Consider the following 13,024-nt stretch of genomic DNA (forward strand, 5'->3'; position numbering starts at 1 on the left):
TTGCATTAGGGTTAATGCTATGAATGTCCATAAGAGTTATCAAACTATCACCCACTACCATTTTGATTGGTTGACCCCAGCTGGCGACTACCCCAAGTCTGCTATTATGGTAGTTGAATGCAAGGATGGCCGTTGGATGATAGTTCAGGAGTTTGGGGAAGATTACGGCTGCTTCGAAGGTGTGCTGAAGAATGAATGCGATCTTATCACTAAGCCTACTTTTTATCCCGACTTGCGAAGTGCAGCTATGTCCGGTTTTGGTATGATGAAGCAATTATACCCACTGTACGATGATAATCTCTTTAATGAATTCCTCTCAGAAATTCCGGAATAGGTATTTATATGGCCAATATCCTTATGCCCGATTGTCTTGTGAAGTTAAACAATCTCTTACAGGCTATTGAGAATGCACCCGTTGAGTGCGATGGTCATACATTAATGATAAGCAGTGCTCTAAATCATGCAGGCATTTCTCATCAACGAATGTGCGGGGTAGTTAAAAACCCCAAAACGTATTTTGAGTTATATCCACATTTCTGGATTGAGATAGGTGAATTCACTCTGGATTACCGACTCAGGATATGGGTTGAGTTATATTCAGGTGGAAAACTATCAGAGGGTGCCCCTCACGGCATATTTGATGCGCGTGGGCTTGAGTATCTTTACACTTCTGGAAGCATTTGCCCACCACCTGCCCTGGACTTTAATTTATTAAACTTAATCAGTGATGGTTATTACGAAAAAATTAACTTTACCGAGCTAACAACACTGGCACATTCTGTAGATATTAGTTTAATCAGTGATGTTAAGAATGTTACAAACACCGGGGTTGCAGAGTACAATGATAATTAATCAAAAAATATTAGAAGCTGATATTACAAATATAATCAATACATTTGAAAGGCTAATGGATGAAAGTAATAAAAGTATTATACCAGTAAAATCCAGACATGTTGATGGCTTGGCCTTGTTCGAAAACATGTATATACGTGCACGTAGCAAACATGCATCTTTGCTGGGTAAACCTGTTCTGGTTGTTTCATCAGTTTCTGTATTTATCACTAATCAAGGCTGCTTCAGTACACTTCTTTCTCACTTAAAAGCCCATTGTAAGAACAAGAGTTACCTGTTAAAAATTGAGAGCGTAATCTCTCAGGAACTCAGGAGATATCTTGCCAGGCAAATGTTCGCATTCATTGGAGAAGAATGGGAGTGCGGGTCTGGTTATTGGGTGCCTGAAGATGATCCAGTATACCCATCTTTAAATACACTACCTTATTGATAATAAATACTCTTTATAGGCTCTGAATAATGTCGACTATTCATCTCATTACAACATGCGCGAAAAAGAAAGCAGGACCTGTACATGACACTGTGTTTCCCTACCATACGACAGATACTGAGATTGCCTATCAGCAATGGAAAAGTCTTGTGCAGTCCCGATTCACTACATGTAATGATGATATTAAGGAAACGGAAAACATATACTGTAGTGCTCACTGGAGTACAGCTAAGTCTATTGCAAACTCTAATTCTCATATCTGTTTATGGGTTATTTCTGCAGGTCTGGGCCTACGACACAGTTCTGACCCCGCGATCCCTTATGATGCTACGTTTACAAAGATAGGAAGAAAGAGCGCCAGCATATGGGGTATGCTGACTTCTGACCCCATACTGCTTGGAAAAGTCCCTTCCCTTGCGGAACTGTTTAGTATGTACCGGCATGATATCTTTATCATTGCGGCCTCTCCCGTTTACCTGAACGCTGTTGAGGACGATCTCGTTAAAGGAGTGGCTTATCTTCCCTGTCCGATAAAGCAGCTTAAAATCGCTTCCAGCGCTGCCTACAATGGAAGATTAAGAGAATATGTGCGATGCGGCGGAACCAGAATGATGAAAGACCTTAATGCAAACATGACGACTCTAAACATTAAACATGCTGGCATGCTGATTCATGAGCTGGAGTAATGGCAGGTACACTTAGCCTTTGATGCAGCTGCAGAACGCTGGCTCTGACTGCCGGTGCCCACCCAGCAACGCATTATTTCATTTGTACTGTTGAGATATTGCCTCGATTACCCCGCCTTACTGTCATGCGCTAGTTCTACGATTTCTTTGCCCGGACATGTCCGGGAGCCGATTATCCATGGTGGTTGTTCCTGCCCTGCCTGAATAACCGGCTTTAATTCTCTGTTCATCGCCCACAAAAAAAACTTATATTTAACATTTTAATTCATTCCTTCATGTTAAGTACTGACAATATTTCATAATGACAGATGCTACTGTTTGGTCAGTCATCCCCTCACTGTAATTCGTTGACACCAGATTTTCGCACCCAGGTGGAAAACGGTGTGATTCATCATCAATGATAATAAACTTGTTGACCCCCATATGTCTGGCATGTAAAAGGCACTCTCTGTACCGAACATATTCGGTATCCTTTACTTCCTGAAGTGAAGGTGTAACACCTATTATTCTGTGTCTGAATGCTACCGGAAAAAGGTATTTAAGCCCTTCTAAAGTCATTGTTTCCCTCCAACTGCTGGACACGACTATATGTAATTCTGGACATTGTTTTAAAATTTTTTCCAGTAGAGGCATTCTTTCAAATGTCTCATTCATCCTTCGATGGAGGACTCCATCAAAATCAAGATAAAGCAGGACAGTACCACCTGAACAATTGCAAGATGCTAGTTGAGGTGATCCTGTAAACTCTGGTGGGTTAATATTTTTAGAACGTCTTTTAACTATACTGTCATATAGCATAGCACTAAAGATGATAATAACAACAGCTGTTGCAAACATCACCCCACCAGCAGAAAGTGAAAACAATGCCCCTGCCATTTTCACCCCCTTTTTACATCATACTTAACTTTAAGTTTAGCAAACCCATCAAACTCTTTATTTTTCAGTTTAAACTCATCATCTATAACATTCAGCTCACCCAACGAAGCGAACGGTGATAGAGATAATTTAATATCTTTTATTACGTCCGTATTATTTACCACTTCATTTATTCCTTTCATGGATTTGTCCAACCAAAAATGGCTGTCTGATATAAGTGAAAGAATATACTGAACATCATCCTCTTTTTCGCACACAATATTTCTGCCATCAAACTGGACAGTGTCTTGATTTAAGTAAACAGCAAGGAACTGCAACTGAGCATTGCTTAAAGATAAGTTTTTGTAAACTTCTTTTAGGCCGCCGGTGTACTCTGAATTCGCAATATGAAAAGCCTTAAACACCTCATCATACTTATGCTGAAGCCTTTTCTTTGACTTAAGACTTTTAAATAGCAGATAAGATAAGATAACAATCACAATCATCATGCCGTTAAAAGCAATGTTATGTTCGAACATAGAAACCGCCATAAATATTTAATGTTTAGTGAAATTTACATCGTTCAAATGTAAAATTCATTTATTATTAACCTCATTATCTCCATGCCCACTGGGTCACGTTTTACGAGGCATTTACTATATATCCCTGTTTTTGAAGTGCTGCTGATACCGACACGATATGATATATAGAAAAACAATTCGTATGTTAGGAAATTCTTTAATTATTATATCTTCATTCAACCACTTACGAGGTTCTCGTGTATTCGGTTTCTGTCGATGGTCAAAGCGCCCCTTTCTGTATATAACTAACTCAGCACCCCCTGTTTTCGGGTTAACCAGTATGCTTCTATAATAGCTATCACATGATAAGTATCCTTCATCATTAATAATCACTTTGCCGCTTTCAGTTTTGCACATGTATGGCATAAGTATTTCCAGACCTATACACAAGTCTTCATAAGTGTTTTTGCTCACTGAATTGCGAATACCTATCTCCAATGGTTTCCCAGGCTCTCCTTTTTTGAGATGCAGCGAAAATGACCTGACATAAAAGTAAAGTAAATTCTTACAAAAATCAGGATAAGGAGGATTTGTCAGAAGTTCAAGATCTGGACGAAATTTGTCATTCCTCATATAGATGAATTTTTTTTCCCTGCGGGCAGTAATAACTATTGTCATACTTGATACCCCTTGATAATTCGGGTCTGTTATAAAGCACTTCCCTGCTATATTCATCGTTCTTTGCACATGATACATAAGCAGATAAATGTTCCAAACTAGGGAGGAATATACCATAATCCTTTGTCTTATCGTCATCAATAACGCCACCCCATTTAGCTATCAGGTTTCTTTCATACTGTTCTTTGAGCGCATTTGTTTTTTGTATATTTAGAAATAACGTTTCAAGAATCATGCTTTTTTCGGTAATTATCTTTATAGACAGTGCTCTACGTCTTGCGCTTTCTTCCTTCGCCCTCTCAGCTTCACGTCGCCAGTACTCAATGCATGTTTTTTTTGTTTTCTCTTCTTTATTTATACAATCCTGCAATGATATAAAAAAATTTTCTTGGACATGATGTACATTGGTGTTCATTTTCAGGTAACCTTTTATAAAGTTAAGTAAGTATACAAAAGATACTATAGCTAGTGTTTCTTTGACGCATTTCCATTTACGTACTCGTATGACGCTAAACACTAACAACGTCAGCAAAAACGACGCCACCAACGAAAACTGTCAAGAAAGCCTCCGACATACATACTCCTAGAATTTTGCCAATGAATTAAACACTCCGCTTATATTTCTATGTAAGGGAGGGCTATGTTTAGTTCCCTTTTGCCTTATCAATTGCCTGTTGCAAGCGATAAAAATCAGGCGCACCGGGCATAATGGTTGTGGTTTTGTTTTGCGGGTTCTTCATGTTCATAACAATAAACACTGGCGTGCCGCTATAATTGAGTTTATCCGCCAGCATCATATTTGCATCAAGAACATTCTGAAGCTGATCGCGCATTTCGACAGTAAGCAAGAAGTTACCTTGCTGATCCAGTATTTCTTTATATCCTAAACCATTGACCAGGGCCGCCAGATTAGAAGGTGTATAGTCCTTCCTGTCCTTCATTGCCCTACCCGCTTCACTCATGAGCTTATTATGGAACTCGTAGTATTTTTCCTGCCCGTACTTATTAAAGATGTAGAGACCAATTTTTGCCCCCATCCCGGAGATAGGTGTGCGGTCAGCAAAAATGGTGAAGTCTTTAAAGAAAGTCCGAACATTTTTATTTTCTGCAATCGCCTTTTCAAGCACGGGACTGGACTGCTGACAGAAATGACACATGTAATCGAAAAATTCAATAACAGCTACATCTGCGTTATCTGGGCCGTAGTTTGGCGTGAATTTTGTTTCAAGCAATACGTCTTTTGTATTCACAACGTCTGAGGTTTTTTCACCATCTCGGTTGGCTTCAAGGCGCTTACCAGCTTCCACCAGGTTCTCTGGATGTTCGATCAAATACTGTGCCGCAGTTTTTCCAATAAGTTCCTTGTCCTGCTCAGTCAGGACTAAACCGGCTGGCTTATTTACCTGGTTCGCTGTTTGAGCTAATGCATTGAATCTATTTGCCAGTTCGATTTGCTGTTTTTTGACAGACTCATTAGCCGAGTCATTTGAGTTCATAATATTACTGCCATTCCCCCAAATTACCGAACCAGCAACAAAACCACCTACTACCAAGGCGATGTGAATCAGAGTTTGTTTTTTAGTGCTTTGTTTATTTTCCATGATTTATCTCTGAGTTATTTTATTTTAAACAGGCGTATCTGATGGTTCTGAGAGCCATTTTACTTACTGGATTTACGGCTATTGCTGTCTAGTTCATCCACTGCATCCTGAATAGCCTTCTGGATATCGACATTACCGGCCGTCATGACAACATTATTGACAGACCCCCTGATATCCTGAGCATCATCCAGAATACTGGATATACCGTCAGCAATCGGGCCATTCTTCAGTGAAGTGTAATGCTCGTTCACCCATGTCGATTGTATAAAGTTATTCCTGGAGATTGACGATGGAAACTCCGCATCCGGAACCGAAATATTTTCAAGGCTATCTTTTGTTTGTGTATAGGCAAAGATGCCTCCAATGATACCCACGTATACCACTGTTCTGATTAATCCCATGAGAGACTCCGTTTTATGCGCTGTAGATGACCACAGGACTTAATTCCCTGCTCATTTGCACGGGTGATGATTTATCAGGATGCCCGGCAGCTGGAGTGGTTGATTTCAGGTCAGTCTGGACCTTACGGCCGTGCGAGTACACATCATCAAATACACGGTTCATTGAGCTCTTCCGCGTTGAAACTTTGTCATCGAGAAGCATGATCGGCTTTTGCGAGCCGTCGACATCGACGAAAGTAACTTTGCACGCAACTGGCCCGCAAACGCTGGATTGGGCGGCAAATGAAACAACCACTACCGCTGCCACTGCAATTAATTTCTTCATTGTTGCTCCCGGAGAGTTATTTTTTCTGATTGGCCGTTTTCAGGCTGTTCAGCATCTGGTCAGGGTCACGTAACCCCGCAAATACCATCGGCTCACCTTTCAGGCTTAAACCGCTAGGCGTGCCTGAGAGTTTGAACATGTTCCCTGCATTAAATTGGCTCTGAATGGAGTCCATGCAGGCCTTTGTCGGTTGCTTTTCAGGTAAACCATCCCCTTTCATTGCTCTGGTTAAAGCTGCAGGTTTGTCATCTGCACACCAGACAGATGCCATGTTTCGGGCTATCATGGAGTTCATCCCGGCACGTGGGTATGCGATGAATTTAATAGTGATGCCTTTATCCAGATAGGATTGCAGGTCGCTATGTAGTTTCTGGCAAAAGCCACAGGTGATATCAGTAAAAACACCGATGACATATTTCTCATCTGGTGCTTTGTAGGTGATAGTATCGAGCTTCTCAATATAGGATCGCATCCCTTTACTGATAAACTCGTCCGTGGTGTTTTCCACTTCTGTCCCTTTCACTTTGAATAAATTTCCGGTGAAGATGTATTCACCGTCAGACGTGACGTAACTCGTCCCTTCTTTTGAAAAGACTGAGTAAATACCACTTACCGGAGATTTCTCTGCAGAGACGGGGTTGATACCAACGGCTTCAATTTTGTCCTTTAATTCTGCAGGTAAATCAACATCAGCATAGGCCGATGGAGTTAACAATATCAGAGCAACTGCAATGGGTTTAATCATGTCCTACCTCCTTAAATACTGTATCAAACAAAAAAAAATATTTTTCCGACCAGGAGGCATTTACCCCCGGTATAGGAAAAAAATTTTTTTGTTGTCGTGTAACCTGTAAAAGTTACTTTTGAGGAGCGGGTTAATGACTAGATTATTTTTTGGAGCGGTGCTGTTCGCCACTTTAACCGTCAATGCAAATGCAGCATTCAATCCCCCACCGGATCGACCTAAGCCCCAAAATGTACCCGAAACGGTTAAAAACGAATGTTTAACTGACGCCGCGCGTTTCTTCGGGATTGACCGTGACCTTGTCTTTACTCTTTTTGATAACGAAGGTGGAAAGATTGGCTCTTTCGTCCTTAACACCAATGGCACATGGGATATTGGCCCAATGCAGATTAACTCATCAAATCTGGCTGAGGTGAAATCCCACTTCCCCGCAATTACCTGGCGTGAGCTCGCTTATGACGCCTGTGCTTCTTTTTGGGTTGGGACATGGTGGCTGCACCGGAAAATTATTGACCGTAAAGGGAACGTGTTTGAAGGTATTGCTGACTACAACAGTAAAACGCCTCGCGTAAGAGCCAACTATATTTTCAAATTTATGGAACGTTATAACCGGCGTCTGCAGCGTAACGGCAAAATGATGCAGCTCAATGCATGGACCGGTCTTGATCGTGTAAAGCAGAATCCTCCCGAGGTAACAGGTAAGCTCGCTAACAACTCTCATCAGCAATCCTGGCAATCCTATAGATAAAAGTAACTTTTACTGCACCTTCGCTGGTTGCCCTGGTGAGGGTCCAACTTTTGGTGTCCAGTTCACAAGTCGGCGAGCGTTTATGAGTAACTTGCTAAACCAGAGGGAAGACCTCCCTGCCTCACCTGCATACGCTGATGGTCCGGCAGGGAATATCAGGAATAGATTAGAGGCAGATATCCGACTGATTATCATCCCTCAGGCATGTCATAGTCACCCGGCATTGCGGTCGATACCGCATTAGACAGCTGGCAGACCTGGCGCTTATCAGCGCCATTCAGTGGTTAAGTACTCTTCCATATATGACATCGCACGCGGGTTGCTGTTGCTCACCGGCACATCCAGCCTTCCCAGTGCCCGGGACAGCGTGGAAAAGTAAGGTTGCTTCTCCCATAATGCACGCTCGCCGATGACATAAATGCGTTGTTTCGCCCTGCTTACCGCGACGTTCAGAAGATTGGGTTTTTCCGCCGCCCAGGCTTTCGCCCCCTGACTTTTTATGTTGCCTCCCAGCACGAGGATAACCACAGTAGCTTCCTTGCCCTGTGTTTTATGTACGGTCCCCGTTCTGTCCATCCTGAATCCCAGCCTCTTTGCGATCCGGTTAAGCTGCTTAGCGCAGTCCTTGAATGGCGAGATCAGAAACACGTCGTCAGGTGTCAGTGAATACTGGTGACGCAACGCCAAAAGTAACTTTTCCACTGCCGCCCCTTCCTCCACTACCCAGTTTCCCTCGCATGTCCTCCCTTTCACATCCAGCCATCCGCTTTCAGGGAAATCCACCAGGCCCGGCTTTTTCCCGTGGACCATGAGCCCGTCATAGGCAATATGGTTACTGATACTGAACATTGGGTCATCACAGCGCCGGTGAACCCGTAACGGACAGCCCACCCAAATCTGTTCTGACTCCGGGTCGGGTAGATAGGTGCCAACGTCCATCGTCTGGTCTGCCAGTATCTGTGCTGAGACTTTTCCGGGCCACCAGCAGGACGGGATCTTATAATGTTTTCCCAGCGCCCCCTCTACAGTGGACGGAATACCGCTGACCGGCTCCAGTTGTTTTGGGTCACCTACCAGAACCGTGCGTTTTGCTCTCCAGATAGCCCCAATCGCATGCTGAGGTTGTGCCTGTCCGGCTTCATCAATCAGCAACCAGCCTATCGCTTCCTGACCTGTATCCCTGAACATCCGGGGCATGGACGCAAAGGTGCTTGATATAACCGGGACGACCAGAGATAAGGAGTCGAGAGCCAGACCCGCCTGTTTTTCGGTCAGTTTTCGCCCTTTTAACCAGTCCATTGCAAGCCCTATATTAGCGGCCATTTTTACAGGATTATTTTCAATAAACGCCCGGTGAACGTCTAATGCTGCGATAAACACATCTTCCCTCGCCTTTCTCCAGCGCTCATGAAGCCATGGTGCTGACAACTCCCTTCGTTCATCTGTTGCAGTCCGCTCCGGCCAGGAGGCTCCCAGATCGGATATAGCCTGCTTCAGCAAGGTATTATTCTGTTCCTGCTCTTTACAGACCGCCTGACCGTTGCTGATCACCTGAGTGAGCTCACGCTCAAGGCTCCTGAGTTCATTGTCTGCATTATGTTTTTGAAGTGGTCAACAAAAACTGGCCACCGCGTTAGAGTTTTTCCAGTATCGGTTTTCTGATTCGTTTGGCGGTAACCCACCATTATATTCGTGCGGTCTTAGTGCGCTGTAATATCCAACGATATAGTCCGTTATTGCGTGAGCTGCATCGCTGAAGCTTACATAGCCCGTCGCCGGCACCCATTCGTTCTTCAGACTCCTGAAGAAGCGCTCCATTGGGCTGTTATCCCAGCAGTTTCCACGCCGACTCATACTCTGCCTGATCCGGTATCGCCACAGTAACTGCCGGAACTGCCTGCTCGTATAATGGCTGCCTTGATCGCTGTGGAACATCACCCCGACGGGCTTACCACGGGTTTCCCATGCCATTTCCAGTGCTTTCATGGTGAGCCTGCTGTCCGGCGAGAACGACATGGCCCAGCCCACTGGTTTTCTTGCGAACAGGTCGAGAACAACGGCGAGGTACGCCCAGCGCTTACCCGTCCAGATATAGGTCACATCACCGCACCACACCTGATTTGGTTCCGTTACGGCGAACTGTCGCTCAAGATGATTCGGGATAGCAACGTGCTCATGACCGCCACGCTTATACCGGTGAGTCGGCTGCTGGCAACTGACCAGCCCCAGCTCTTTCATGAGTCTGCCAGCAAGCCAGCGCCCCATCTGGTAACCTCTCTGGGTTGCCATTGTGGCGATGCTTCTTGCTCCGGCAGAGCCGTGGCTGATGCCATGCAGTTCAAGTACCTGACTGCGTAATACAGCCCGTCTGCCGTCTGGCTTTTCAGGACGGTTTTTCCAGTATTTGTAGCTGCTGCGATGAACCCCGAACACATGGCAGAGAGTGGCCACAGGATAACGCGCCCTGAGTTTCCCGATTATCGAGAACTGTTCAGGGAGTCTGACATCAAGAGCGCGGTAGCCTTTTTTAATATTTCATTTTCCATTTCAATACGTTGTAGCTTTTTCCTGAGCTCACGGATTTCAATTTGTTCCGGGGTAATGGGGGAGGCTTTTGGTGTTTTGCCCTGCCGTTCATCACGTAATTGTTTCACCCATCGCGTCATTGTGGAAAGGCCGACATCCATAGCGCTGGCTGCATCTGCCACGGTGTAGTTCTGGTCAACGACCAGTTGAGCGGATTCGCGTTTAAACTCTGCGCTGAAATTTCTTTTTTTCATTATGACACCTGTGTTGTTCTGAGGTGAGCATATCACCTCTGTTCAGGTGGCCAAATTCAGTAAACCACTTCATTTTCTGATTGCGCCAGCTGCAGTTCCTGCCGTTGCTGAGTCAACGTCGCCCGCAAAGAATCTGATTCGTCTGTCAGCCGTTGATAACGATCCCACCATGCCTTCGATATCCTCCCCAGCGAAAAGAGATTAGCCAGAAGGCCGGGTTTATTTTTTTCATGCTGGTGGATGCGCTGATCGAGTTCGTCCCGATCTCCACTGGACAGGGTCAGGGTCATTTCCATAGCGGCGAGTCTGTCAGAGAGCGTCTGTAGCGCGTTCCGGCATTCCTCAATCTGAAGCGTTGCGGTTTGCTTCCTTTCTTCCCACACTCTTCGTTGTTCTTCGAGCCACTCAATTTTATGCGTTAGCCCTGAACTGGTGACCAGTTGCTGACGCTCGGCTTCCTCCACCGCCTGTGCCTGTTCAAAACGTGTGACAGCCTCAGTCCAGGTCAGTGCAGGCTCTCTGACTTTCCGGGGCGGTCGCAGTAAATTCAGATGGTATTTCAGCCCCTCCCCACGTTCGGGTGAAAACTTCTCCGGAGGTGCTTCATCGCCTTTTTCACTTTTCTGCAGATTTCCCCACCACAGTGTGTTAACGAACTGCTCTCTGTTACTTTTATTGCCCAGTCTTGCCGCCAGAAGTCCCCAGGCAGGCCTGTTAAGTATTACGGTAGCCAGCCCGCCAAAGTAATCGCTGCGATCTGACACATCCTCCGGTACCGCTTCCATCCCGGGGAGCTCAAGTGAGATATTCTCCACGGCTCCGTTATTGGACGATGCAATCACGATGGCACTCCCCGCCAGGGACGGGTGAAGCGAATAATAGGGTATCAGCCTGTCATCGTATTTGAGGCTGTCTTTGGCTTTAAATGCAGAGTCTCCGAATTTAACCAGTTTACTCGCCCGATCGGTGACGACTGCGGCCACCACATCACGCAGGAGTGTTGTCTTCCCCGTTCCCGGAGGACCATTTACAGCAAAAATACCCGGTTCAGTGTGATTTCTGGTCCAGATTTCATTGACGGCCAGCTGCTGGCTGAATGCCAGCGGGTACTTTGAAGGCCAGGAGCCAGCTGGTGGCTGTGTGGGCAACAGTTTCTCAAAAGCAAAATCCAGGCCTTCTTCAGTGCGTATATCGAGGCGCTGTTGGTTATCCCGGGTTATCGCCATGATAAATTCTTTAAAACCGGCCCCACCCCCTCCTTGCCTCCACTCCGCGTCGAGCTTTCGCAGTTCCTGAATGAAAAAACTGTTAATGAGGTCATCGGGCACCGCTTCTTTCTTTTTATTGTCTTTCTTTGCACTGTCTTCCTGGATGACTTTCGCCTTCCTGGTCAGGGAACACTTAACCACACTGACGATCGTCGTATCCATGGCTTCTTCCGGGAAATACAGTTTTGCGATGACCAATTTCTCAAGCGTCTTCAACCATCCTGTATCGGCCTTCTGTCCCTCCTCCTGTAATCGATAAGCCTCATTGTCCACCCACTGCATGAGATGAAGGGTCAGATTATCAAAATCGTAAAAACCGCTATCCACCAGCGGGAGGCTGTCGTTTGGTGCGGGCAGGTCGTTCACATCGCGGTCTGCGAGGTACGCTTTACCTAAAGTAGTCAGATGCAGGAGGATTAAGGTACGGTACGGACTGCCAGGCGCGGATCATGTTAACCATTTGCTCAGCGATCCCCATTGACGGTTTTAGCCGGTATGCCGTCCGGGTTACCATTCCTTTCTGACGTTCATTAGATTTCACATCCACCAGCCTGAAGCGCCACCACTCCTTGCCGCAGCTGATGATACAGATATCAAACTCGGCTTTAACCACCGGCAGATAAGTGTTTTGATTCAGTTCCAGCAAAAGCGAATATGCCTGTGGCATATACCGTCCATCGAATGATCCCGCCCAACGATATGTTGCGATGAAGGGCGGCGAGTCCAGAGATTTGAGAAATGTCATGTCAGATCCACCAGCAGCTTTACCAGTCTCTCATTATAAATATTCGAAAGCCTCCTCAAAGCCCCCATTTTCAAACATGCAACAAAGTGACTTTTCACCGCGTACAAAAAAAGTGACTTATATCGGCATCGTACCCGGGTCTTGAACCATGTTTAGTGCGAGTTTTTAATAGGTTATTCTCCGCGTCCGGTATAAAAAGTCGTTCCCGTGTGCAAGTGCTTAAGCTGGATAGCCCGGAGCCGGTGTCTATCCACGATTCCCAGAATTTATTGGGTAGAACCGCCGGGGTGCTGTGTCGATGGCCGAGGAAAAAAAGTAACTTTCCGGACCTGTGCAGCACATAAACAACGACTGTTTTGCATATCGGCCAGCGGAAACATCTGTGTATC

At 45.3% G+C, this 13,024-nt stretch carries 16 protein-coding genes; 5 read left to right on the forward strand and 11 right to left on the reverse strand.

Annotation, left to right across the window (positions count from 1 at the left end):
• Positions 1–19 precede the first annotated feature (19 nt).
• From KB892_RS28645 to KB892_RS28660, 4 genes are read left to right on the forward strand one after another with little or no spacing between them, the layout of a single operon-like run.
• Entirely contained in the window at positions 20–334 is a 315-nt protein-coding gene (locus KB892_RS28645; protein ID WP_004196316.1) for a hypothetical protein, read from the forward strand.
• A gap of 8 nt (positions 335–342) precedes the next feature.
• Positions 343–852: a hypothetical protein gene (locus KB892_RS28650; protein ID WP_004181938.1), complete on the forward strand. Its 510-nt coding sequence runs from the start codon at positions 343–345 to the stop codon at positions 850–852.
• Entirely contained in the window at positions 842–1,282 is a 441-nt protein-coding gene (locus tag KB892_RS28655; protein ID WP_074404002.1) for a hypothetical protein, read from the forward strand. The genes KB892_RS28650 and KB892_RS28655 overlap by 11 nt, the downstream gene beginning before the upstream one ends.
• Before the next feature lie 29 nt (positions 1,283–1,311).
• Complete coding sequence (locus KB892_RS28660) at positions 1,312–1,968, forward strand: hypothetical protein (RefSeq protein WP_101992399.1); 657 nt, start codon at positions 1,312–1,314, stop codon at positions 1,966–1,968.
• Between the two features lie 273 nt (positions 1,969–2,241).
• On the opposite strand, the gene KB892_RS28665 is transcribed toward KB892_RS28660, so the two are convergent.
• From KB892_RS28665 to KB892_RS28695, 7 genes are all read right to left on the reverse strand, one after another.
• Entirely contained in the window at positions 2,242–2,844 is a 603-nt protein-coding gene (locus KB892_RS28665) for an HAD domain-containing protein (protein WP_004181934.1), read from the reverse strand.
• 2 nt (positions 2,845–2,846) lie between these two features.
• Positions 2,847–3,362: a hypothetical protein gene (locus tag KB892_RS28670; protein ID WP_004196349.1), complete on the reverse strand. Its 516-nt coding sequence runs from the start codon at positions 3,360–3,362 to the stop codon at positions 2,847–2,849.
• 604 nt (positions 3,363–3,966) lie between these two features.
• Complete coding sequence (locus tag KB892_RS31270; protein WP_224146629.1) at positions 3,967–4,437, reverse strand: hypothetical protein; 471 nt, start codon at positions 4,435–4,437, stop codon at positions 3,967–3,969.
• A 229-nt stretch (positions 4,438–4,666) separates the two neighbouring features.
• A complete protein-coding gene (locus KB892_RS28680; RefSeq protein ID WP_004196319.1) occupies positions 4,667–5,623 on the reverse strand; it encodes a DsbA family protein in 957 nt (318 codons plus the stop codon).
• A gap of 59 nt (positions 5,624–5,682) precedes the next feature.
• Positions 5,683–6,024 carry a hypothetical protein gene (locus KB892_RS28685; protein WP_004181929.1) on the reverse strand — a complete coding sequence of 114 codons (342 nt, stop codon included), beginning with the start codon at positions 6,022–6,024 and terminating at the stop codon, positions 5,683–5,685.
• Between the two features lie 13 nt (positions 6,025–6,037).
• Positions 6,038–6,349 carry a hypothetical protein gene (locus tag KB892_RS28690; protein WP_004181928.1) on the reverse strand — a complete coding sequence of 104 codons (312 nt, stop codon included), beginning with the start codon at positions 6,347–6,349 and terminating at the stop codon, positions 6,038–6,040.
• A gap of 16 nt (positions 6,350–6,365) precedes the next feature.
• The gene (locus KB892_RS28695) at positions 6,366–7,094 is read right to left on the reverse strand and encodes a thioredoxin fold domain-containing protein (RefSeq protein WP_004181926.1); all 729 of its coding nucleotides are present in this window, start codon (positions 7,092–7,094) and stop codon (positions 6,366–6,368) included.
• 133 nt (positions 7,095–7,227) lie between these two features.
• On the opposite strand from KB892_RS28695, the gene KB892_RS28700 reads away from it, so the two are divergent.
• Positions 7,228–7,842 (forward strand): lytic transglycosylase domain-containing protein, encoded by a 615-nt coding sequence (locus KB892_RS28700; RefSeq protein WP_004026303.1) that lies wholly within the window; start codon positions 7,228–7,230, stop codon positions 7,840–7,842.
• A gap of 267 nt (positions 7,843–8,109) precedes the next feature.
• Here the strand turns inward: KB892_RS28700 and KB892_RS28705 are convergent, their stop codons facing one another.
• From KB892_RS28705 to KB892_RS28720, 4 genes are all read right to left on the reverse strand, one after another.
• A complete protein-coding gene (locus tag KB892_RS28705) occupies positions 8,110–9,393 on the reverse strand; it encodes a DEAD/DEAH box helicase (protein WP_223819051.1) in 1,284 nt (427 codons plus the stop codon).
• Positions 9,394–9,453: 60 nt separating this feature from the next.
• Positions 9,454–10,622, reverse strand: a protein-coding gene (locus KB892_RS28710; RefSeq protein WP_085929673.1) for an IS3-like element ISEc52 family transposase whose coding sequence is annotated in 2 segments (ribosomal slippage) — positions 9,454–10,373 and positions 10,373–10,622 — 1,170 coding nt in all. Because the reading frame shifts where the segments join, the coding sequence is not laid out codon by codon here.
• A 56-nt stretch (positions 10,623–10,678) separates the two neighbouring features.
• A complete protein-coding gene (locus tag KB892_RS28715) occupies positions 10,679–12,256 on the reverse strand; it encodes an AAA domain-containing protein (protein ID WP_224146627.1) in 1,578 nt (525 codons plus the stop codon).
• Positions 12,257–12,278: 22 nt separating this feature from the next.
• Positions 12,279–12,635, reverse strand: a complete 357-nt coding sequence (locus KB892_RS28720; RefSeq protein ID WP_004196338.1) for a hypothetical protein — start codon at positions 12,633–12,635, stop codon at positions 12,279–12,281.
• Between the last annotated feature and the right edge of the window lie 389 nt (positions 12,636–13,024).

Origin of the sequence: Klebsiella sp. P1927, assembly GCF_018204675.1 — a bacterium.
Lineage (GTDB): Bacteria > Pseudomonadota > Gammaproteobacteria > Enterobacterales > Enterobacteriaceae > Klebsiella > Klebsiella pneumoniae.